Source organism: Pseudomonas sp. COW5, assembly GCF_026240005.1.
GTDB lineage: Bacteria > Pseudomonadota > Gammaproteobacteria > Pseudomonadales > Pseudomonadaceae > Aquipseudomonas > Aquipseudomonas kribbensis.
Genome location: NZ_JAPHVP010000001.1, coordinates 703,721 through 725,045, shown reverse-complemented (window position 1 = coordinate 725,045; position 21,325 = coordinate 703,721). Strand labels below are relative to the sequence as shown.

Genomic DNA, 21,325 nt, shown 5'->3' with positions numbered 1-21,325 from the left:
AACGTCGGACCGCCCGGAGGGAGAGGGAGCCGACCGAGGTGGCTCTGGTCAAACATCGACCTGGAAGATCGTGGCGATTATGGATTCAGAGAGGCTCGCTCAGGTCGATGTAGCCCTGAAGCAACCCCCATTCGGTCCCCTCTCCCTCCGGGAGAGGGCTAGGGTGAGGGCAGCAATCCCCCAGACACGCCACAAATCCCGCAAATCTGCGACAATCGCGTCCTTGCGCCACTAGACGACCGAATTGCGTACCCGATGACCGACGAATCGCCCTCCATCGACAAACTGCTGAAAAACCTCGATCACGCCATGCTCGCCGACCGCCACCGGCTGCGGCGGCAGTTGCTTGAGCTGCGCAAGAAACCCGACGAGGCCAAGCTGGCCCAGTGGGTGGCGCGCATGCAGGCGTCCTGCGATCAGGTGCTGGTGCGCAAGGCCAGCCTGCCGGTGATCCGTTACGACGACAGCCTGCCGATTGCGGCCAAGCGTGACGAAATCAAGAAGGCCCTGGAAAAGCACCAGGTGCTGATCATCGCCGGTGAGACCGGCTCGGGTAAAACCACCCAGTTGCCGAAAATCTGCCTGGAAATCGGTCGCGGCCAGCACGGTTTGATCGGCCACACCCAGCCTCGCCGAATCGCGGCACGCAGTGTGGCCAGCCGGGTCGCCGAAGAACTCGGTACGCCGCTGGGCGCGCTTGTCGGTTATCAGGTGCGCTTCGAAGACCAAAGCGATTCGAACACCCTGATCAAACTGATGACCGACGGCATCCTGCTGGCGGAAACCCAGAACGACCGCTACCTCGAACGCTACGACACGATCATCGTCGACGAAGCCCACGAACGCAGCCTCAACATCGACTTCCTGCTGGGTTACCTGAAAACCCTGCTGCCGCGTCGCCCGGATCTGAAAGTCATCATCACCTCGGCGACCATCGATCTGGAGCGCTTTTCCAAGCATTTCGACGATGCGCCAATTGTCGAGGTGTCCGGCCGCACCTTCCCGGTGGAAACCTGGTATCGCCCGCTGACCCTTGAGCAGGACGAAGAGGGCAACCGCGTCGAGGACGACCTGACCGTGGATCAGGCGATCCTCGCCACCCTCGACGAAATCGCCGCTTACGAGCGCAGCGAACGTCGCAGTCCCGGCGATGTGCTGGTGTTCCTGCCCGGCGAGCGCGAGATTCGCGACGCCGCCGACATGCTGCGCAAGGCCCAGCTCAAACACACCGAAATCCTGCCGTTGTACGCGCGCCTGTCGCCGGCCGAGCAGCAGCGGATTTTCCAGTCCCACCCGGGCCGTCGTGTGGTACTGGCGACCAACGTCGCCGAAACCTCGCTGACCGTGCCGGGCATCCGTTACGTGATCGACAGCGGCACCGCGCGCATCAGCCGCTACAGCTATCGCGCCAAGGTTCAGCGCCTGCCGATCGAAGCGATTTCCCAGGCCAGCGCCAACCAGCGTAAAGGTCGTTGTGGCCGGGTCGAGCCGGGCATTTGCGTGCGCCTGTACAGCGAAGAGGATTTCCTCGGTCGCCCGGAATTTACCGATCCGGAAATCCTGCGCACCAACCTTGCCGCCGTGATCCTGCAGATGCTGCATCTTCGCCTCGGCGAGATCACCGCGTTCCCGTTCATCGAGCCGCCGGACGGCAAGGCGATCAGCGACGGTTTCAACCTGCTGCAAGAACTCTCGGCAGTGGATCGCAACAGTCAGCTGACCCCGCTCGGCCGCCAGTTGGCGCGCCTGCCGGTGGACCCGCGCATGGGTCGCATGCTGCTCGAAGCGGCGAAACTCGGCAGCTTGCAGGAAGTGCTGATCGTTGCCAGCGCCATGTCGATTCAGGATCCGCGCGAACGTCCGCCGGAGCGTCAGCAAGCCGCCGATCAGGCCCACGCGCAATGGAAGGATGCCGATTCGGACTTCGCGGCGCTGGTCAATCTGTGGCGTGGCTTCGAAGAACAGCGCCAGGCGTTGACTGCCAACCCGCTGCGCAACTGGTGCCGCAAGAATTTCCTCAACTACCTGCGGTTGCGAGAGTGGCGTGATTCCCATCGCCAGTTGAGCCTGATCTGCCGCGACCTGCAGCTGAGCCTCAATAAAGAGCCGGCGGATTATCCGAAGCTGCACAAGGCTGTGCTGGTCGGCCTGCTCAGCCAAATCGGCCAGAAAACCGAGGACGGCGACTATCTTGGCGCCCGTCAGCGGCGGTTCTGGATTCACCCGTCATCGGGCATCGGCAAGAAGCGCCCGCAGTGGGTGATGACCGCCGAACTGGTGGAAACCACCAAGCTCTACGCGCGGATGGTGGCCAAGATCGACGCCGACTGGATCGAACCGCTGGCCGGGCATCTGATCAAGAAGAACCACTTCGAACCGCACTGGGAGAAGAAGCGCGGCCAGGTCGTCGCGTTCGAACAGATCACCCTGTTCGGGCTGATCGTGGTCGGTCGTCGACCGGTGCATTACGGCCCGGTGGAACCTGTGGTTTCGCGAGAGCTGTTCATCCGCGAAGGCCTGGTGCGTGGCGAGATTCAGTCCCGGGCCAAGTGCCTGACTGCCAACAAGCAATTGCTGGAACAACTCGACGAACTGGAAGCCAAGGCCCGTCGCCGGGACATTCTGGCCGACGAGGAAACCCTCTACGCCTTCTACGATGCGCGACTGCCGGCGGAGATCCACCAGACCGCGACGTTCGACAGCTGGTATCGGGTCAACAGCCAGAAAGATCCGCAACTGCTGATCATGCGCGAAGAAGACGTGCTGGCCCGCGAAGCCAGCGAAGTCACCGCCCTGCATTACCCGGACACGCTGCACATCGGCGATCTGGAACTGGCCCTGAGTTATCACTTCGAACCTAATCACCCACGCGACGGCGTGACCCTGCGCGTGCCGGCGCCGCTGTTGCCGATGCTGCCGCCGGAACGCCTGGAGTGGCTGGTGCCAGGGTTGATCGAGGCCAAGTGCATCGCGCTGGTGCGCAACCTGCCCAAGGCCCTGCGCAAGAACTTCGTGCCGGTGCCGGACTTTATCAAGGCTGCGTTGCAACGCATGACGTTCGCCGAGGGTTCGTTGCCGCAAGCATTGGGCCGTGAACTGCTGCGCATGACCGGTGCACGGGTCAGCGACGAAGCCTGGGCCGAAGCGGCGCAGCAAGTCGAAAGCCATCTGCGGATGAACCTGGAAATCGTCGACGGCCAGGGCAAGTTCCTCGGTGAAGGTCGGGATCTGGCGGAGCTGACGGCGCGTTTCGCCGAAGCCAGCCAGGCCGCTTTGGCCGTGCCGCAAAGTGCGAAAAGCCAGCAACCGGTGGAGGCCAAGGTCTTCGCGCCGGTGGCGGAAAAGACTCAGCAGAAGATCGCCGGGCTGTCGATGACGGTGTATCCGGCGCTGGTGGAAGAGGGCGGCACGGTCAAGGAAGGGCGTTTCTCGACCCCGGCCGAGGCCGAGTTCCAGCATCGCCGCGCCTTGCAACGCCTGCTGATGCAGCAACTGGCCGAACCGGCCAAATTCCTGCGCGGCAAGCTGCCGGGCCTGACCGAACTGGGCCTGTTGTACCGCGAACTGGGCCGGGTCGATGCATTGGTGGAAGACATTCTGCTGGCCAGCCTCGACAGCTGCATTCTTGATGGCGAAGACCCGTTGCCTCGCGACGGCGCAGGGCTGGCCGCACTGGCCGAGCGCAAGCGCGGCAGCTGGACCGAGCATGCGGAGCGGGTAGCACGCCTGACTCTGGAAATCCTCAAGCTCTGGCACGGTCTGCAAAAACGCTTCAAGGGCAAGATCGACCTGGCTCAGGCAGTGGCGCTTAACGACATCAAGCAGCAGCTCAGCCATCTGGTGTATCCGGGTTTCGTCCGGGAAACGCCGATGGTGTGGCTCAAGGAGTTGCCGCGCTATCTGAAGGCCGTCGAGCAGCGTTTCGAGAAACTGGGCGCGCAGGTGCAGAAGGATCGGGTCTGGAGCGGCGAACTCGCCGGGCTCTGGACGCAATACCAGACTCGCGCCGCCAAGCACGCCCAGGAAGGCAAGCGCGATCCGCAGCTCGAGCTGTATCGCTGGTGGCTGGAGGAGTATCGGGTTTCGCTGTTCGCCCAGCAGTTGGGGACGAAAGTGCCGATCTCCGACAAGCGCCTGAACAAACAGTGGACGCAGGTCGAGGCCTGACCTCCGATCCTGCAAAAGGCGCCAAATGCCAAGGTTTATGGCAAACTTCGCGCCTATAAACGCCGGCCCCGCGGTTTTGAGCCTTGTCAGCCGAGGGTGAGGTCGGAATAAAGCGATGCCAGGTTTTTGCGTCCCCTCTATGGGAATAGACCCTTTGCGTGTTGGCACGTCGGTGCCAGCACTTTCTGCCTGAACAGATTAGAGAAACGACCATGCATAACGTCGTCATCAGCGGCACCGGCCTGTACACCCCGGCCAACAGCATCTCCAACGAAGAGCTGGTGCAGTCTTTCAATACCTACGTCGCGCAGTTCAACGCGGACAACGCCGACGCCATCGCCAGCGGCGAGATCCAGGCCCTGACCGAATCCAGCGCCGCGTTCATCGAAAAAGCCTCGGGCATCAAGAGCCGCTTTGTCATGGACAAGGATGGCATCCTTGATCCGCAACGCATGGCGCCACGCCTGCCGGAGCGTTCCAACGACGAATGGTCGGTGCTTTGCCAGATGGCCATCGGTGCTGCCGAGCAAGCCTTGCAGCGCGCCGGCAAGACCGCCGCCGACATCGACGGCGTGATCGTCGCCTGCTCCAACCTGCAGCGCGCCTATCCGGCCATCGCCATCGAAGTCCAGGAAGCACTGGGCATCCAGGGTTTCGGTTTCGACATGAACGTTGCCTGCTCGTCGGCGACCTTCGGCATCCAGCAAGCCGCCAACACCGTGCAACTGGGCCAGGCCCGGGCGATCCTGATGGTCAACCCGGAAGTCTGCACCGGTCACCTGAACTTCCGCGACCGCGACAGCCACTTCATCTTCGGTGACGCCGCTACCGCCGTCGTCATCGAGCGTGCCGATACGGCAACGTCGAAGCACCAGTTCGACGTAGTCAGCACCAAACTGCTGACCAAGTTCTCCAACAATATCCGCAACAACTTCGGCTTCCTCAACCGCGCAGCGGAAGAGGGCATCGGTGCCCGCGACAAACTGTTCGTGCAGGAAGGCCGCAAGGTGTTCAAGGACGTGTGCCCGATGGTGGCCGAGCTGATCGGCGAGCACCTGGAAGAGAACAAACTCAACGTCGGTGACGTGAAGCGCTTCTGGCTGCACCAGGCCAACCTGAGCATGAACCACCTGATCGTGCGCAAGTTGCTGGGCCGCGAAGCGACCGAAGAAGAAGCACCGGTGATTCTCGACACCTACGCCAACACCAGCTCCGCCGGTTCTGTGATCGCGTTCCACAAATACCAGGACGATCTGGCGGCCGGTTCGCTGGCGGTGCTGAGTTCGTTCGGCGCCGGTTATTCGATTGGTAGCGTGATTCTGCGCAAGCGCTGAGATTGAGGTTAATTTCCTCTTAACCGCGCTGATCTTTCCTACAGCCTAATCAGCGATAACGCTGTAATTTTCGACGTTGACGGCAGGATGGTGTGTTGCGCGCCATCCTGCCGTTATCATTTTCGAAGTCAGGACAAGGGGATTGAGGGATGGCGGTTGACGACACCCAATTGCTGGCACGCCTGCTGGCTGGCGAGCAAAAGGCTTTCAAGGAGCTGGTCACTACCTACCAGAGCGCCATGCGCGCGGTGGCCTACGCCATTGTCGGTCAACGTCATGTCGAGGAAGTGGTGCAGGACGCCTGGCTGTCGGTGGTGCGCCATATCGGCAGCTTCGAGGGACGTTCCAGTCTCAAGACCTGGCTGCTGACCATCACCGCCAATTCGGCCAAGGGCCGTTACAAGCAGAACCGTCGCGAGGTGCTGATGGATGATCTGCCATCGCCCCACGGCACCATCGACGATGATCGTTTTTCCCCCGGCGACGGCCACTGGCTGATCGCACCGTTCGCCTGGCATCAGGACACGCCCGAAGCGCTGCTGACCGAAAATGAACTGCGCGAATGCCTGGAACACACGCTGCTCAGCCTGTCAGAACTGCAAAGCAGTGTGCTGTTGCTGCGCGAACGTCAGGGCCTGGAACTGGAAGAGATCTGTAATCTTCTGGAGATCTCGCTCTCCAATGTCCGTGTGCTGCTGCACCGGGCACGTTTGAAGGTCTTCGCGACCGTGGAACATTTTGAGGAGACAGGCGAATGTTGACCTGCAAGGAGCAAGTGGCACGATCCAGCGATTATCTCGATGGCCAGCTGAGCTTTCGCGAGAAGCTGATGGTGCGTCATCACCTGATGTTCTGCCGAAATTGCCGGCGCTTCATCCGCCAGATGCGCTTGATGCAGGCGACGTTGCGGGTGATGCCGGAGAAACCGGATGAGGATGTGGATGCGTTGGCCGAGCGGCTGGCGGCGCAGCGGCGCAAAGACAATTCCTGAGGCAAAAAAACAGCCCGGCGTAACAGCAGCGAACGGATGATGGGGATCGCTGCTGCGGCGCCGGGCTGTAGGAGAAAATCAGCTTCAGGCTACAAATGAGGCATTCACTGGTTGCCTGAAGCTTGTCACTGCGGTGTTAGAACTTGGCTTCAGCATCCAGTTGCAGGGTGTTGATGTCAGAGTCGGTCTTCTTCAGGCTGGCGTTGGTGTAGTCCGAGTTAGCCATGAAGTAGGTGGCGCCGAGGGTGAAGTTCTTGTCCAGCTCGTAGCTCACTTTCAGCTTGCTGCCGCGGGAACCGGTGTAACCGTTGGCGAAGTCGGAGTCGGTGAAGGCACCGACCACCGCGTTACGCTGTACGTCGCGGTAGTTGTAATCGATGCCGAAGCCGTAAACCTTGGTCTTCACGCCGGCCAGCCAGCCAGTGTCCTGGTCGTTGCTGGCGTCGTTGTTGTTCACGTATTGACCGTAGATCGACAGCGGAACCGGCAGGTTGGCGATGTCCAGCTGACCGAAGCCTTCATACAGTTTGAAGGTTTCGTTCGGGCTGTTGCCGTTGACGGCCAGGGCGCATGGCGCAGTCACGGTGCCGCTGGTAGGGCAGGCGCTGTCCTTGTCGTTGTCGTAGGAGTAGATGCTGCCGCCCAAGGTCAGTTTCAGGCTGTCGGTCAGCGCGAAGCGACCGCCCAGCTGGCCAGCGTACAGACGCAGGTCGTGCTTGAACTGCACGCCTTCGCCGTCGACGTTGTCCTTGAGGGTGTAGTGACCGGCGCTACCGAACAGTTCGGCGCTGCCGTTCAGCGGGTACTTGTAGGTAACGGCCAGACCTTCCGGGTTGATGTCGCTGTCCCAGATGATGTCGCCCATGCTCACCCAAGGCTGGTTCATCTTGCCGGCGATCAGGTGCAGGTTCTTGACCGCATCAGGGTGGTAGTCGACGTAGCCCAGGTCGAGCCAGATCTGCTTCTTGTCGAAGTAGTTGTTCAGGTCCTGGTTGGTGGAGCGGGCGTCATCGCTGCTGCCGGTGGCGATACGGATACCGGTATCAACCTGCGGGTTGATTTCGGTGTAGGCACCCAGACGGGCACGAATGCGCTGACGGTCCTGGTCCTTGGCGTTCGGTACGCCGTCGTTCTTCACGGTTTCCTGACGGAAACGTACGTCACCCTTGAACTGGGTCTTGGCAGCCCAGGCCAGCTTCTGGTCGAAGCTGCTCAGCTCGTTGGTTTTCTTCGCGGTTGCCGCGATTTGCTCGTTGGTCTCTTGCTGCGCCTGCTGCGCGATTTGCTGGGCCTTCTGATCCTGGGCCAGTTCGGTTTGCAGTTCTACGTACTGCGCCTGGGTGATGGAACCGTTAGCCTTGAGCATGTCGAGCAGTTTGGCGTCGACTGCGGCACTGGCCGGAACACTCATGGCCAGCAACAGGCCACCGCACAGGGCCGCCGCAGTTTTCGTGGAAGCAAGACGCATAGCAATCTCCGAAGATGAGAGGGATGGCTGAACCATCCTGGGCACAACCGACGATTTGAACGTCGGAAAACTGTGTCCGGGTAGAACCCGGCGCTCTAAAAACAGGCGCCAGTATCGCGATGGTTTATGACAGAGCAGTGGCACGGTGATGGCAGGTTGATGACGATACAAAACTTGCGTGAACTATTGATCTAGAGCGCTGTCGCGCAATCGGACATGGGCAAGACAGGGCCGATCAGCGATACTCGCGAGGCTTTCAGGGCCAAAAGTGGAGAGGAAAATGCCGTTGCAGCGCCTGCAAAAACTGTCGGAAATCGAACCGGCACTCTGGGATGCACTGGTGCCGGACAACCAGCCGTTTCTGCGCCATGCCTTCCTCGGCGCACTGGAAGACAGCGGCAGTGTCGGTCCGCACACCGGCTGGCAGGCGGAGCATTTGCTGCACGTCGAAGACGGACGTCTGATCGCGGCGCTGCCCGGTTATCGCAAGTGGCATTCCTACGGCGAATACGTGTTCGATCACGGTTGGGCCGATGCCTGTGCCCGTGCCGGCATTGATTACTACCCCAAGTTCTTGAGTGCGGTGCCGTTCAGCCCGGTCACCGGGCCGCGCCTGTTGGCGGCGAGCGTCGAGGACGGATTCGAACTGCTCAAGAGCCTGCCGGGTTATCTGGAAATCGAAGAACTCTCCGGCGCCCATATCAACTTCACCGATGTCTTTACCGATGCCGCGATGTCCGAGCAGCCGGGCTGGCTGCAACGCATCGGCTGTCAGTACCACTGGCAGAATCGCGGCTATCGCGACTTCCAGGACTTTCTCGACGTGCTCAGCTCGCGCAAGCGCAAGCAGATGCGCAAGGAGCGCGAGCAAGTGGCGGGGCAGGGCTTCGAATTCGAATGGCTTGAGGGGCGAGATCTGGATGAGGCACAGTGGGATTTTGTCTATGCCTGCTACGCCAATACCTATGCCGTGCGCCGTCAGGCGCCGTACCTGACGCGGGAGTTCTTCAGCCTGCTGGCCGAGCGCATGCCGGAATCGATTCGTGTTGTATTGGCCAGACAGGGATCAAGGCCGGTGGCGATGGCGTTCAGTCTGGTGGGCGGCGACAGTTTTTACGGGCGTTACTGGGGATGCCTGGCCGAGTACGACCGGCTGCATTTCGAAACCTGCTTCTATCAGGGCATGGACTACGCGATTGCCCAGGGCTTTCAGCGTTTCGACGCCGGCGCCCAGGGCGAACACAAACTGATTCGCGGCTTTGAACCGGTGATCACTCATTCCTGGCATTACCTGCGCCATCCCGGCCTGAAAGCCGCCGTGAAGGATTTCCTTCAGCAGGAGCGCACCGGTGTGCAGGCTTACGCGGAAGAGGCGAGGAACGCCTTGCCGTATCGGCAAGCCTGATCCTCGCCCGCTCTCCTCAGGTTTCCTCCTTGCCCAGCCAGCGATAGACCACGCCGCCCACCACCGCGCCCAGCAGCGGCGCGACCCAGAACATCCACAACTGCGCGATGGCCCAGCCACCGACCATCAGCGCCGGGCCCGTGCTGCGGGCCGGGTTGACCGAGGTGTTGGTCACCGGAATCGAGATCAGGTGGATCAGCGTCAGAGCCAGGCCGATGGCAATCGGTGCCAGTCCCGCCGGGGCGCGCTTGTCGGTGGCGCCAAGGATGATCACCACGAACATGGCAGTCATAACCAGCTCCGTGACGAACCCGGAGGCCATCGAGTATTTGCCCGGTGAGTGTTCGCCATAACCGTTTGAAGCAAGGCCGGCGGCGATGTCGAAACCCTCCTTGCCGCTGGCAATGTGATACAGCAGCGCCGCTGCCAGGATCCCGCCGATCACCTGGGCGATGATGTAGGCGGGCAGTTCTTTGGCCGGGAACCGACCACCGACAACCAGACCGACCGACACGGCCGGGTTGAGATGACAGCCGCTGATGTGGCCGATGGCAAACGCCATGGTCAGCACCGTCAGGCCAAACGCCAGGGCGACCCCCAGCACGCCGATCCCCACAGGTGAGGACGCAGCGATCACCGCACTGCCGCAACCACCCAGCACCAACCAGAACGTACCCAACAACTCCGTGGCTGAACGTTTTAACAGAGACATGAGAGAGTCCTTGATAGACGCGCTATCGAGACTGCATCGAGTTGTGCTTCCTTGCAATTACGACAGGTTCATCTCCAGAGCCTTCGCTGAGTACAGCAGGGAATACGGGGATTTCCAGCAGCCATGAAAAAACCGCCAGAGCCCGTGGTGGAAGGGCTGTGGCGGTTTTTGCGTTTCGTGGCGGATCAATCGATGCCGACAAACCCTCCGGTCTGGTGCGCCCATAGCCGTGCGTACAATCCGCCGTGGGCCAGCAGTTCGGCATGGTTGCCGGTCTCGGCGATCCTGCCGTTCTCCAGCACCACCAGCCGGTCCATGCGGGCAATGGTCGAGAGGCGGTGGGCAATGGCGATCACGGTCTTGCCCTGCATCAGGGTTTCCAGGCTTTCCTGGATCGCCGCTTCGACTTCCGAGTCCAGTGCCGAGGTCGCTTCGTCCATGATCAGGATCGGCGCATCCTTGAGCAGCACCCGGGCAATCGCGATCCGTTGGCGCTGACCGCCGGACAGTTTGACGCCGCGCTCGCCGACGTGGGCATCGAATCCGGTGCGTCCTTCGGCATCCGACAGCAGCGGTATGAACTCGTCGGCCCGGGCCTTGCGCACCGCTTCCCAGAGTTCGGCGTCGGTGGCGTCAGGCTTGCCGTACAGCAAGTTGTCGCGGATCGAACGGTGCAGCAGCGACGTGTCCTGGGTGATCATGCCGATCCGTGCGCGCAGGCTTTCCTGGCCGACTTCGGCGATGTTCTGGCCGTCGATCAGGATCCGCCCGCCCTCGACGTCGTACAGACGCAGCAGCAGGTTGACCAGAGTCGATTTGCCGGCGCCGGACGGGCCGATCAGGCCGATTTTCTCGCCGGGTTTGATGGTCAGGTTGAGGTCGCCGATGATGCCTTTCTTCTTGCCGTAGTGAAAATCCACGTGCTCGAAACGCACTTCGCCACGGGCCACAGCCAGCGGTTTGGCCTGTTCCTGGTCGGTGACGCTGACCGGTTGCGAGATGGTCTGCAGGCCGTCCTGGACCATGCCGATGTTCTCGAAGATCCCGGTGACCACCCACATGATCCAGCCGGACATGTTGACGATGCGAATCACCAGGCCGGTGGCCAGGGCGATGGCGCCGACACTGATCACCGATTGCGTCCACAGCCACAGGGCCAGCCCCGTGGTGCCGACGATCAGCAGGCCGTTCATGGTGGTGATGGCAACGTCCATGCTGGTGACCACGCGGCCGGCCAGCTGGGCTTTTTCGGTCTGCTCCTGAATCGCCTCGCGGGCGTAGTGCTGTTCGAAGTTGGTGTGGGCGAACAGCTTCAGGGTGGCGATGTTGGTGTAGCCGTCGACAATGCGCCCCATCAGTTTCGAGCGCGCGTCGGAAGCGGCGACGGAGCGGTCCTTGACCCGTGGCACGAAGTAGTAGAGCGCGCCGATGTAGGCGGCGATCCACGTCAGAAGCGGGATCATCAGGCGCCAGTCGGCTTCGGCGAACAGCACCAGCGAGCTGATCGCGTAGATCAGCACGTGCCACAACGCATCCACCGCCTGCACCGCGGAATCACGCAGCGAGTTGCCGGTCTGCATGATGCGCTGGGCGATGCGCCCGGCGAAGTCGTTCTGGAAGAAATTCAGGCTCTGCTTGAGCACGTAACTGTGGTTCTGCCAGCGGATGAGGCTGGTCATGCTCGGGCTCAGTGTCTGGTGCACCAGCATGTCGTGCAGGGCCAGGAACAACGGTCGCAGGAGCAGGGCCACCACGGCCATCCACGCCAGTTCGGCGCCATGCACCTTGAAGAAATCGACGTTCGGCGTGCCTTGGGCAAGGTCGATGATGCGGCTCAGGTAGCTGAACAGCGCCACTTCGATCAGGGCACCGAACAGGCCGACGATCAGCAGGGCGGCGAAACTCGGCCAGACCTGCTTGAGGTAATAGGTATAGAAGGGCAGAACACGGTCCGGCGGGGATGCCGTAGGCGCGTCACGGAAAATGTCGATCAGTTGTTCGAAACGGCGATAGAGCATCAGATAACCGCCCGGAGTACGGGCTCTCCTTTTATCAGTGTGAGCGGCGCAGTATTAAGCTGCAGCCGCTCGATATGCCCTGTAAAGCTTAGTCGATGCGCTTGGCCGACTTGATGATCACAGGGTCGACAGGCACGTTTTGCATGCCCTGTTTGGTAGTGGTCTGGGAGTTGACGATGATGTCGACCACGTCCATGCCCTTGACCACTTTGGCGAACACCGCGTAACCGGCGTCGCGGCCCGGATCGAGGAACGCGTTGTCGGCGACGTTGATGAAGAACTGGCTGGTGGCCGAGTTCGGATCGGAAGTGCGGGCCATCGACAGGGTGCCGCGAACGTTGTGCAGACCGTTGCTGGCTTCGTTCTTGATCGGTGCCTTGGTTTCTTTCTGTTGCATCTGCTGGGTGAAGCCGCCGCCCTGGGCCATGAAGCCCGGGATCACACGGTGGAAAATGGTGTTGGTGTAGAAACCGCTGTCGACGTAATCGAGGAAGTTCTTGGTACTGATCGGCGCCTTGACCGGATCCAGCTCGATTTCGATGGTGCCGTTGGTGGTCACCAGTTCGACGTGTGGCGCCTTGGCCGGCGTGGCAGCCATCAGGTTGGCGGCGAACAGCACGGTGCCGGCGGCGAGGGCGAGTTTTTTCAGCATGGTTCAGTGATCCTGAGGGTGAATATCGGCTGTGGCGAGAAACGCCAGCAGCGTTTGATTGAAGCGTTCGGGTTGATCGAGCGGGGTGGCGTGACGCGAATCGGCGATCACCACCAGCCGTGCATCGGGCAGCAGTCTGACATAGGTTTCTTTCAGCGAGACGGGGGTGTAGTCCCGGTCGGCGCTGACGACGAGCGTTGGACAGGAGATCCTCGAAAGTCGTTCCTGAACCCCCCAGCCAACAATCGCATCGAAGCTGGCGAGATAAGCACGTTTGTCGTTTTTTGCCCAGCGCTCGGCCATCTTCTGTCGCAAATCCGCCTGCTCCGGTTTGGGGAACAGCTTGGCGCCAAGGGCCTTGCCGATGGTGGCCAGACTCAGCACGCGCATCAGGCTCCAGCGCTTGAACCACTGCCAGTAGTCGTCGCGACTGCGCACCTTGACCTCGGGCGCGCTGTTGACGATGGTCAGGCTCTTGAGCATCTGTGGTTGATCTACAGCGAACTGAAAGCCGATCATGCCGCCCATGGACAGCCCGGCGTAGTGCACCGGGCCGAGCTTCAGATGCTCGATCAGGGCGACGATGTCCGCACTGAACCCGGCGATGCTGTAGCGCTCGCGGGGCTTGTCGGAGCGGCCATGGCCGCGCACGTCCGGGACGATCACCCGGTATTGCGCAGCCAGTGCCGGGATCTGCATTTCCCAGTCCAGCGTGCTGGAGCCGAGCCCGTGAACCAGCAGCAACGGATCGCCGTGGCCATATTCCTCGTAGTGCAGGTTGCAGCCTTCATGCTCGAAATACGCCATCGGTGAACTCCGTGTCAGGCTTGTTCGGGGGCGGCGAACGGTGCGTCCAGCGGCAAGGTGTCGAAGGTACGCAACAGTTCGACGAGGATCTGCGAGGCCGGGCCCAGCGGTTTGTCCTTGTTCGAATACAGATAGAAACTCGGATTGCGGCTGCCGCCCTGATCCAACGGTAGCAGCTTGAGCAGGCCTTCCTTCAATTCACGTTCGATCATGTGCCGTGGCAGCCAGGCGAATCCCAGGCCGCTGGACACGAAATTGGCGGCGGTGGCGAGGCTGCCGACGGTCCAGCGCTGTTCGGCACCGAGCCAGCCGACGTCCCGGGGTTGCTGGCGGCCGGAGTCGCGGATCACCACTTGCATCTGGGTTTCCAGGTCCTGGAAATTCAGCTCGCGGTTCAGCCGATGCAGTGCGTGTTCGGGATGGGCGACGGCGACAAATTCCACATCGCTCAATTCGGCGCCGAGGTAACCGGGAATGCTCAGGCCGGTGATCGCCAGATCGGCCACGCCTTCGAGCAACACCTCCTCGACACCCGACAGCACTTCTTCACGCAGACGCACGCGGCAGCCACGGCTCTGAGGCATGAATGCGGTCAATGCACGAACGAGGCGGGCGCTCGGGTAGGCGGCGTCGACCACCAGCCGCACTTCGGCTTCCCAGCCTTGCTCCATGTGATGAGCGAGGTCTTCCAGTTGGCTGGCCTGTTTCACCAATTGCCGAGAGCGCCGCAGCAACACGCCACCGGCTTCGGTCAGCACCGCCTTGCGGCCGTCGATGCGCAGCAACGGCACACCGAGCTGGTCCTGCATGCGGGCGACGGTGTAGCTCACCGACGATTGCGAACGGTGCAACGCTTCGGCGGCCTGGGCGAATCCGCCGTGGTCGACCACCGCTTGCAACGTTCGCCATTGATCGAGGGTCACGCGGGGCGCTTTCATCGATAGCTCCTCTTGTCCTAAGCTGGCTGTCCCTCATGGAGACTGCCGAATGAAAAAATTCTGTTGTGTGGTACTGGCGTTGCTGCCGCTGACCGCGTTTGCGTATCCGATCGATGTGCAGAAGAATCTCAATGGCCTGAAGATCGACTACGAGTCCTTCGATACCGATAAAGACATCGGCTCCATCCGGGTCGCCAACTACGGCGAGGTCGACGCGGTCTGCAAAGTCGTGTTCAGCAACGGCCCGGAGGCGCCACGCACCCGCAATATCGAAGTCCCGGCCGGCAAACATACGAACGCCACCGCCAAGTTCTCCCGCGAGATCATCAAGCTGCGCGTCGAACTGACCTGCAACCCGAAATAGCGGTTTTGCCTCTCTGTGGGAGCGAGTCAGCCCGCTCCTGCAGGTGCAGCTTGCATCTAAACGAATATTTCGATGGTTTGCAGCAATTATTTGCGCTTTTTCATCGATAAGACTCTGTTTAACCTTCACTCCATCGACTTACAACATTCTCGGATGGAGGCTACACACCATGTCCCGCGTTCTGATCATCGAAAGCAGCGCCCGCCAGCAAGACTCGGTATCCCGTCAACTGACCCAGACTTTCATCAGTCAGTGGAAAGCTGCACACCCGGCCGATCAGATCACCGTCCGTGACCTCGCCGTGAACCCGGTGCCACACCTGGACAGCAACCTGCTGGGCGGATGGATGAAACCCGCCGAACAGCGCAATGCCAACGAACAATCCTCGCTGGATCGCTCCAACGAACTGACCGATGAATTGCTGGCCGCCGATGTGCTGGTGATGGCCGCGCCGATGTACAACTTCGCGATTCCAAGCACCCTGAAAGCCTGGCTCGACCACGTGCTGCGTGCCGGCGTGACCTTCAAGTACACCGAAACCGGCCCGCAAGGCCTGCTCAGCGGCAAGCGTGCCTACGTGCTGACCGCTCGCGGCGGCATCTACGCCGGCGGCCCGGCGGATCACCAGGAACCGTACCTGCGTCAGGTGATGGGTTTCATCGGCATCCACGACGTGACCTTCATCCACGCTGAAGGCATGAACCTGGGCGGCGACTTCCAGGAGAAAGGCCTCAACCAGGCCAACGCCAAACTCTCCCAGGTCGCTTGATATGTTAATCGCCAGATAATCGCCGATTGTTCTAGTGACCTGGCGCAACCCCTTCAAGGCTCTACGCGCATCGAACCTCCCTTTGCACTTGTTGCTCCTGAGTGCTGTAGCCCGATTGAACGCTTTAGCGAGATCGGGCTTTTTTTTGCCCGGGATTTAGCGATGGCCGGCAAAAACCGCTATCGTCGCCGCCATTCGAAATCGAGGCGACCATGGGCTATCTACTTATTGTCACGCTGATCCAGGCGTTTTCCTTCAGTCTGATCGGTGAATACCTGGCCGGGCATGTCGACAGCTACTTCGCGGTGCTGGTGCGGGTGGTGCTGGCCGGGCTGGTGTTCATCCCGCTGACGCGCTGGCGTTCGGTGGAACCGGCGTTCATGCGCGGCATGCTGCTGATCGGCGCGTTGCAGTTCGGCGTGACCTACGTCTGCCTGTACCTGAGCTTCCGGGTGCTGACGGTGCCGGAAGTGCTGCTGTTCACCATCCTCACGCCGCTGCACGTGACCCTGATCGAAGACGCGCTGAACCGCCGCTTCAACCCGTGGGCACTGATCGCCGCACTGGTGGCGGTCGCAGGCGCGGCGGTGATTCGCTACGACCGGATCAACCCGGACTTCTTCATGGGCTTCCTGCTGCTGCAACTGGCCAACTTCACCTACGCCGCCGGGCAGGTGCTGTACAAGCATCTGGTGGCGAAGCATCCGAGCGATTTGCCGCATTACCGGCGCTTCGGTTTCTTCTACCTCGGCGCACTCGCGGTGGCGTTGCCGGCGTTCCTGCTGTTCGGCAAATCCAGCTTCCTGCCCGAAGCGCCGCTGCAATGGGGCGTGCTGGTGTTCCTCGGCCTGGTCTCGACCGCACTCGGTCTGTACTGGTGGAACAAGGGCGCCTGCCTGGTCAACGGCGGCACCCTGGCGGTGATGAACAACCTGCACGTACCGGTGGGGTTGCTGCTGAACCTGTTGATCTGGAATCAGCACGAAGAACTCGGGCGGTTGTTCCTCGGCGGCAGCGTGATTCTGGCGGCGGTGTGGATCAGCCGGTTGGGGATTCGCAAGCCGGCGCCAGTTGCCCCACCAGAAACTCGATAAACGCGCGCGTCTTCTGCGGCACCCGCCGGGCTGACGAGTACACCGCGTTGATGGTGATCGCCGGGGCTTGCCATTCGCACAGCACCGGCACCAGTCGTCCGGCGGCCAGTGCTTCTTCGACGATGAAGTCCGGCAGCAGCGCGATGCCCATGCCGGCCTCGGCCGTTTGCGCCAGCAGGTCGCCGTTGTTGGCGTGCAACGGCCCGGTGACGTTGACCCGCTGCGTCTCCTTGCCGTTGCACAGTTGCAGGCTGACGCCGCTCTGCAGATAGCCGTAGTTCAAGCATTGATGCGAGCGCAAATCCTGCGGCGACTGCGGCGTGCCCGCGCGTTCGAGGTAAGCGGGGGAGGCGACCATGATGCGCGGCGCCGGCGCCAGTTGCCGGGCGATCATGGTCGAGTCGGGCAGGCTGGCGATGCGGATCGTCACGTCGAACCCACCGCGCACCGGGTCGACCTGCTGGTCGCTGAGCACCAGTTGCAGCTCGATGTTCGGGTGCTGTTCATGAAACAGCGGGATCAGTTTGCCCAGCCGCCGCAGGCCGAACGACATCGGCGCGTTTACGCGCAGTACGCCGCGCAATTCGCCAACCCCGTCCCGCGCTCGCTGCTCGGCCTCGTCCAGAGCCGCAATCACTTCCCGCGCCGCTTCGAAATACTCCGCTCCGGCCTCGGTCAGGTGCAGGCTGCGGGTGGTGCGTTGCAGCAGCTGCACGCCGATGGCTTCTTCCAGCGCCTGAATCTGTTTGCTGACTTTCGAGCGGGGCACGTCCATGGCCCGGGCGGCGGCTGCGAAGCCGTTTTCGCCGACCGTCACCACGAAGGCGCGCATGCATTCGATGCGATCCATGATTGTCCCTTTTTTAGAATCAATGATTCTCGATTTTAGGGAATTGTCCCTTTATCGGCTAGCCCCTAAAGTGACATCCAAGCCGAGACAACAACGCCGAAGACGGCAAGCCACTCGACTCACCCATTACCCAATCGAAACGCTGAATCGACATCAAAAGGAACGCGCCATGTCTATCCGTGAACTGCTGAACCCGACCAACTCCGCCCTGATCCTGATCGACCACCAGCCGCAAATGGCTTTCGGCGTACAGTCGATCGACCGTCAGACCCTGAAGAACAACACCGTCGGCCTGGCCAAGGCAGCGAAGATCTTCAACGTACCGACCATCTACACCTCGGTCGAAACCGAAAGCTTCAGCGGCTACATCTGGCCGGAGCTGCTGGCGGTACACCCGGAGCAGAAGCCGATCGAGCGCACCTCGATGAACTCCTGGGAAGACAAGGCGCTGGTTGACGCGGTGAAGGCCACCGGCCGCAAGAAACTGATCATCGCCGCACTGTGGACCGAGGTCTGCCTGACCTTCCCGGCCCTGGAAGCCCTGGCCGAAGGCTACGAGGTGTACATCGTCACCGACGCTTCCGGCGGCACCACCAAAGAAGCCCACGACATGTCGGTACAGCGGATGATTCAGGCCGGCGCAGTACCGGTGACCTGGCAGCAAGTGCTGCTCGAGTACCAGCGTGACTGGGCGCACAAAGACACTTATCAGGCGGTGATGGACCTGGTGCTGGAACACAGCGGCGCGTACGGCATGGGCGTCGACTACGCCTACACCATGGTGCACAAGGCACCGCAGCGGAAGGCCTGACAAGTCGGCCGGACAAAAAAAGACGCAACCCGGGTTGCGTCTTTTTTTGCGCTGAAGAAAGCGCTACATCAGATGTTTCTCGGCTTCTGGAATGTGGCTCGCGCCAAGGACTGCCGGCAATATCCCGGAACGCAAATCCCCGCCACTCGGCTGCTGATACAGACTCAGCCCGAACTCCGGCAACACTGCCAGCAGGTAATCGAAAATATCCCCCTGGATCCGCTCGTAATCGGCCCACACCGTGGTAGTGGTAAAGCAGTAGATTTCCAGCGGAATGCCCTGGGCCGTGGTCTGCATCTGGCGGACCATGCAGGTCATGTTCGGCTGAATCTCGGGGTGGCTCTTCAAGTAAGCCAAGGCATAGGCGCGGAAGGTGCCGATGTTGGTCATGCGCCGACGGTTGGCCGACATCGCCGCGACATTGCCCTGGGCTTCGTTCCAGGCCTTGAGTTCGGCTTTCTTGCGGCCCATGTAGGCGGTCAGCAGGTGCACCTGGGAGAGTTTTTCTTCTTCATCGTCGCGGATGAAACGCACGCCGCTGGCGTCGATGAACAGGCTGCGCTTGATCCGTCGCCCGCCGGATTGCTGCATGCCGCGCCAGTTTCGGAAGGATTCGGACATCAGCCGCCAGGTCGGGATCGAGACGATGGTCTTGTCGAAATTCTGCACCTTGACCGTGTGCAGGGTGATGTCGACCACGTCGCCATCGGCGCCGACTTGCGGCATTTCGATCCAGTCGCCGACCCGCAGCATGTCGTTGCTGGTCAGTTGCACACTGGCGACGAACGACAGCAGGGTGTCCTTGTAGACCAACAGGATCACCGCCGACATCGCACCCAGACCCGACAGCAGCAACAGCGGCGAGCGGTCGATCAGGGTGGCGACGATGATGATCGCGCCGAACACGTACAAGACCATTTTCGCCAGTTGCACGTAACCCTTGATCGAGCGGGTGCGCGCGTGTTCGGTGCGGGCGTAGATGTCCAGCAACGCATTGAGCAGGGCGCTGACCGACAGCAGCAGGAACAGAATGGTGAACGCCAGCGCCACATTACCGAGGAACACCATGGCGGTCTTGCTCAGCTCCGGCACCAGGTGCAGGCCGAACTGGATCACCAGCGACGGCGTCATCTGCGCCAGACGCTGAAACACCTTGTTATGCCGAAAGTCGTTGATCCAGTGCAGCGCGGGCTGGCGACCGAGCATGCGGCTGGCATGCAGGATCAGGTAACGCGCCACTCGTCCGAGGACCAGCGCGATCACCAGCAACAGGATCAGCGCCAGGCCGGCGTGCAGGAGCGGGTGCTGATCAAGGGCACCCCAGAGGTCTTGGGCGTTGAGCCAGAGCTGTTTGAAATCCATGAGGGCAACGATTCTTCTGTAGGACGCGACGGGCGATTAGAGCATTTAAGACGCTGTGTATTACCGTTGGAGACAAATCGAGCAACAAAAAAGCCACTGATTGCGGCTGATTTCATAAAGAAACTCGGCCTGAGCGCTCGAAACCGGTAACCTATGCAGCTGTTTTTCTGCATATCTTCGAGGTAGCACCCGTGTTTTCCCAATTCGCCCTGCACGAACGCCTGCTCAAAGCCGTGGCCGAGCTGAAATTTGTCGAGCCAACGCCTGTGCAAGCCGCGGCCATTCCGCTGGCGCTTCAGGGGCGTGACCTGCGGGTGACGGCGCAAACCGGTAGCGGCAAGACCGCCGCGTTTGTCCTGCCGATCCTCAACCGCCTGATCGGCCCGGCCAAGATCCGCGTCAGCATCAAGACCCTGATCCTGCTGCCGACCCGCGAGCTGGCCCAGCAGACCCTGAAGGAAGTCGAGCGCTTTTCGCAGTTCACTTTCATCAAGTCCGGCCTGATCACCGGCGGTGAAGACTTCAAGGTCCAGGCCGCCATGCTGCGCAAGGTGCCGGACATCCTCATCGGCACTCCGGGCCGGATGATCGAGCAACTGAACGCCGGCAACCTCGATTTGAAAGAAGTCGAAGTGCTGGTGCTCGACGAAGCCGACCGCATGCTCGACATGGGTTTCGCCGAAGACGTGCAGCGTCTGGTCGACGAATGCCCGAACCGTCAGCAAACCATGCTGTTCTCCGCCACCACCGGCGGTTCCGGCCTGCGCGAGATGATCGCCAAGGTGCTGAACAACCCCGAGCACCTGCAGCTCAACGCGGTCAGTCAGCTGAACGACACCACCCGTCAGCAGATCATCACCGCCGACCATAACCAGCACAAAGAACAGATCGTCAACTGGCTGCTGGCCAACGAGACCTACCAGAAGGCTATCGTCTTCACCAACACCCGGGCCATGGCCGACCGCATCTACGGTCGCCTCGTCGCCCAGGAATACAAGGCGTTCGTGCTGCACGGCGAGAAAGACCAGAAAGATCGCAAACTGGCGATCGACCGTCTGAAGCAGGGCGGCGTGAAGATTCTGGTGGCCACCGACGTGGCGGCCCGTGGTCTGGACGTTGATGGCCTGGATCTGGTGATCAACTTCGACATGCCACGCAGCGGCGACGAATATGTACACCGTATCGGCCGTACCGGCCGTGCCGGCAACGACGGTCTGGCGATCTCGCTGATCTGCCACGGCGACTGGAACCTGATGTCGAGCATCGAGCGTTATCTGAAGCAGAGCTTCGAGCGCCGCACCATCAAGGAAGTCAAAGGCACCTACGGCGGACCGAAGAAGGTCAAGGCCTCGGGCAAGGCTGTCGGCGTGAAGAAGAAAAAGACCGACGCCAAGGGCGACAAGAAAAAAGCCGCCGCCAAGACCCCGACTAAGCGCAAGAGCGCCAACCGTCCGAAACCGGATTCTCTGGTGAGCAGCGACGGCATGGCCCCGCTCAAACGCCGCAAGCCGGCAGCACCTGCGGCCGAGTAAGGCGTTTCAGGCAGGCAATAAAAAACCCGGACAGTGTCCGGGTTTTTTTAT

Annotated in this window: 18 protein-coding genes; 10 read left to right on the top strand and 8 right to left on the bottom strand. The window is 61.2% G+C overall.

The window, feature by feature from the left end:
• Positions 1–255: 255 nt before the first annotated feature.
• The 4 genes from hrpA (at position 256) to OQ248_RS03190 (ending at position 6,492) form a co-directional block, all read left to right on the top strand.
• On the top strand, positions 256–4,167 hold the full coding sequence (gene hrpA, locus OQ248_RS03205; protein ID WP_265812002.1) for an ATP-dependent RNA helicase HrpA: 3,912 nt from the start codon (positions 256–258) through the stop codon (positions 4,165–4,167).
• Between the two features lie 212 nt (positions 4,168–4,379).
• Positions 4,380–5,501 carry a beta-ketoacyl-ACP synthase III gene (locus tag OQ248_RS03200; protein WP_114881826.1) on the top strand — a complete coding sequence of 374 codons (1,122 nt, stop codon included), beginning with the start codon at positions 4,380–4,382 and terminating at the stop codon, positions 5,499–5,501.
• A gap of 149 nt (positions 5,502–5,650) precedes the next feature.
• Positions 5,651–6,262 carry a sigma-70 family RNA polymerase sigma factor gene (locus OQ248_RS03195; protein ID WP_119428711.1) on the top strand — a complete coding sequence of 204 codons (612 nt, stop codon included), beginning with the start codon at positions 5,651–5,653 and terminating at the stop codon, positions 6,260–6,262.
• Entirely contained in the window at positions 6,256–6,492 is a 237-nt protein-coding gene (locus tag OQ248_RS03190; RefSeq protein ID WP_265812001.1) for a zf-HC2 domain-containing protein, read from the top strand. Before OQ248_RS03195 ends, OQ248_RS03190 begins: the two co-directional genes overlap by 7 nt.
• Before the next feature lie 136 nt (positions 6,493–6,628).
• Here the strand turns inward: OQ248_RS03190 and OQ248_RS03185 are convergent, their stop codons facing one another.
• Complete coding sequence (locus tag OQ248_RS03185) at positions 6,629–7,960, bottom strand: putative porin (protein WP_114881829.1); 1,332 nt, start codon at positions 7,958–7,960, stop codon at positions 6,629–6,631.
• A gap of 280 nt (positions 7,961–8,240) precedes the next feature.
• Between OQ248_RS03185 and OQ248_RS03180 the strand changes: the two genes are divergently transcribed.
• A complete protein-coding gene (locus tag OQ248_RS03180) occupies positions 8,241–9,365 on the top strand; it encodes a GNAT family N-acetyltransferase (RefSeq protein ID WP_265812000.1) in 1,125 nt (374 codons plus the stop codon).
• Positions 9,366–9,381: 16 nt separating this feature from the next.
• Here OQ248_RS03180 and aqpZ read toward each other — a convergent pair whose 3' ends face one another.
• The 5 genes from aqpZ to OQ248_RS03155 form a co-directional block, all read right to left on the bottom strand.
• Positions 9,382–10,077, bottom strand: coding sequence for an aquaporin Z (gene aqpZ, locus OQ248_RS03175; protein ID WP_119428708.1), 696 nt, complete (start codon positions 10,075–10,077; stop codon positions 9,382–9,384).
• 185 nt (positions 10,078–10,262) lie between these two features.
• Positions 10,263–12,095 carry an ABC transporter ATP-binding protein gene (locus OQ248_RS03170; protein ID WP_265811999.1) on the bottom strand — a complete coding sequence of 611 codons (1,833 nt, stop codon included), beginning with the start codon at positions 12,093–12,095 and terminating at the stop codon, positions 10,263–10,265.
• Positions 12,096–12,183: 88 nt separating this feature from the next.
• On the bottom strand, positions 12,184–12,747 hold the full coding sequence (locus OQ248_RS03165; RefSeq protein WP_085700647.1) for a peptidylprolyl isomerase: 564 nt from the start codon (positions 12,745–12,747) through the stop codon (positions 12,184–12,186).
• Between the two features lie 3 nt (positions 12,748–12,750).
• Positions 12,751–13,554, bottom strand: a complete 804-nt coding sequence (locus tag OQ248_RS03160; protein ID WP_265811998.1) for an alpha/beta hydrolase — start codon at positions 13,552–13,554, stop codon at positions 12,751–12,753.
• A 14-nt stretch (positions 13,555–13,568) separates the two neighbouring features.
• On the bottom strand, positions 13,569–14,492 hold the full coding sequence (locus OQ248_RS03155) for a LysR family transcriptional regulator (RefSeq protein ID WP_007956543.1): 924 nt from the start codon (positions 14,490–14,492) through the stop codon (positions 13,569–13,571).
• Between the two features lie 49 nt (positions 14,493–14,541).
• Between OQ248_RS03155 and OQ248_RS03150 the strand changes: the two genes are divergently transcribed.
• The 3 genes from OQ248_RS03150 to OQ248_RS03140 all read left to right on the top strand — a co-directional run bounded on the left by OQ248_RS03150 (position 14,542) and on the right by OQ248_RS03140 (position 16,719).
• Entirely contained in the window at positions 14,542–14,856 is a 315-nt protein-coding gene (locus OQ248_RS03150) for a 3-phosphoglycerate kinase (protein ID WP_114881834.1), read from the top strand.
• A 169-nt stretch (positions 14,857–15,025) separates the two neighbouring features.
• Positions 15,026–15,625 (top strand): FMN-dependent NADH-azoreductase, encoded by a 600-nt coding sequence (locus tag OQ248_RS03145; protein WP_134825822.1) that lies wholly within the window; start codon positions 15,026–15,028, stop codon positions 15,623–15,625.
• A 212-nt stretch (positions 15,626–15,837) separates the two neighbouring features.
• Positions 15,838–16,719 (top strand): carboxylate/amino acid/amine transporter, encoded by an 882-nt coding sequence (locus OQ248_RS03140; protein WP_114881835.1) that lies wholly within the window; start codon positions 15,838–15,840, stop codon positions 16,717–16,719.
• On the opposite strand, the gene OQ248_RS03135 is transcribed toward OQ248_RS03140, so the two are convergent.
• Positions 16,664–17,569: a LysR family transcriptional regulator gene (locus OQ248_RS03135; RefSeq protein ID WP_265811997.1), complete on the bottom strand. Its 906-nt coding sequence runs from the start codon at positions 17,567–17,569 to the stop codon at positions 16,664–16,666. The genes OQ248_RS03140 and OQ248_RS03135 overlap by 56 nt on opposite strands.
• Positions 17,570–17,738: 169 nt before the next feature.
• On the opposite strand from OQ248_RS03135, the gene OQ248_RS03130 reads away from it, so the two are divergent.
• Positions 17,739–18,380: a hydrolase gene (locus OQ248_RS03130; RefSeq protein ID WP_265811996.1), complete on the top strand. Its 642-nt coding sequence runs from the start codon at positions 17,739–17,741 to the stop codon at positions 18,378–18,380.
• Between the two features lie 63 nt (positions 18,381–18,443).
• Here OQ248_RS03130 and OQ248_RS03125 read toward each other — a convergent pair whose 3' ends face one another.
• The gene (locus tag OQ248_RS03125; RefSeq protein ID WP_085710335.1) at positions 18,444–19,742 is read right to left on the bottom strand and encodes a mechanosensitive ion channel family protein; all 1,299 of its coding nucleotides are present in this window, start codon (positions 19,740–19,742) and stop codon (positions 18,444–18,446) included.
• Between the two features lie 191 nt (positions 19,743–19,933).
• On the opposite strand from OQ248_RS03125, the gene OQ248_RS03120 reads away from it, so the two are divergent.
• The gene (locus OQ248_RS03120; protein ID WP_085710336.1) at positions 19,934–21,274 is read left to right on the top strand and encodes a DEAD/DEAH box helicase; all 1,341 of its coding nucleotides are present in this window, start codon (positions 19,934–19,936) and stop codon (positions 21,272–21,274) included.
• The last annotated feature ends 51 nt before the right edge of the window (positions 21,275–21,325 follow it).

Excerpts from the sequence above, each read along its gene's own strand:
- OQ248_RS03160 (WP_265811998.1), bottom strand. The coding sequence starts at position 13,554 with ATGGCGTATTTCGAGCATGAAGGCTGCAACCTGCACTACGAGGAATAT.
- aqpZ (WP_119428708.1), bottom strand. The coding sequence starts at position 10,077 with ATGTCTCTGTTAAAACGTTCAGCCACGGAGTTGTTGGGTACGTTCTGG.
- OQ248_RS03180 (WP_265812000.1), top strand. The coding sequence starts at position 8,241 with ATGCCGTTGCAGCGCCTGCAAAAACTGTCGGAAATCGAACCGGCACTC.
- OQ248_RS03125 (WP_085710335.1), bottom strand. The coding sequence starts at position 19,742 with ATGGATTTCAAACAGCTCTGGCTCAACGCCCAAGACCTCTGGGGTGCC.
- hrpA (WP_265812002.1), top strand. The coding sequence starts at position 256 with ATGACCGACGAATCGCCCTCCATCGACAAACTGCTGAAAAACCTCGAT.
- OQ248_RS03170 (WP_265811999.1), bottom strand. The coding sequence starts at position 12,095 with ATGCTCTATCGCCGTTTCGAACAACTGATCGACATTTTCCGTGACGCG.
- OQ248_RS03145 (WP_134825822.1), top strand. The coding sequence starts at position 15,026 with ATGTCCCGCGTTCTGATCATCGAAAGCAGCGCCCGCCAGCAAGACTCG.
- OQ248_RS03195 (WP_119428711.1), top strand. The coding sequence starts at position 5,651 with ATGGCGGTTGACGACACCCAATTGCTGGCACGCCTGCTGGCTGGCGAG.
- OQ248_RS03190 (WP_265812001.1), top strand. The coding sequence starts at position 6,256 with ATGTTGACCTGCAAGGAGCAAGTGGCACGATCCAGCGATTATCTCGAT.
- OQ248_RS03200 (WP_114881826.1), top strand. The coding sequence starts at position 4,380 with ATGCATAACGTCGTCATCAGCGGCACCGGCCTGTACACCCCGGCCAAC.
- OQ248_RS03185 (WP_114881829.1), bottom strand. The coding sequence starts at position 7,960 with ATGCGTCTTGCTTCCACGAAAACTGCGGCGGCCCTGTGCGGTGGCCTG.
- OQ248_RS03135 (WP_265811997.1), bottom strand. The coding sequence starts at position 17,569 with ATGGATCGCATCGAATGCATGCGCGCCTTCGTGGTGACGGTCGGCGAA.
- OQ248_RS03155 (WP_007956543.1), bottom strand. The coding sequence starts at position 14,492 with ATGAAAGCGCCCCGCGTGACCCTCGATCAATGGCGAACGTTGCAAGCG.
- OQ248_RS03165 (WP_085700647.1), bottom strand. The coding sequence starts at position 12,747 with ATGCTGAAAAAACTCGCCCTCGCCGCCGGCACCGTGCTGTTCGCCGCC.
- OQ248_RS03130 (WP_265811996.1), top strand. The coding sequence starts at position 17,739 with ATGTCTATCCGTGAACTGCTGAACCCGACCAACTCCGCCCTGATCCTG.
- OQ248_RS03140 (WP_114881835.1), top strand. The coding sequence starts at position 15,838 with ATGGGCTATCTACTTATTGTCACGCTGATCCAGGCGTTTTCCTTCAGT.
- OQ248_RS03150 (WP_114881834.1), top strand. The coding sequence starts at position 14,542 with ATGAAAAAATTCTGTTGTGTGGTACTGGCGTTGCTGCCGCTGACCGCG.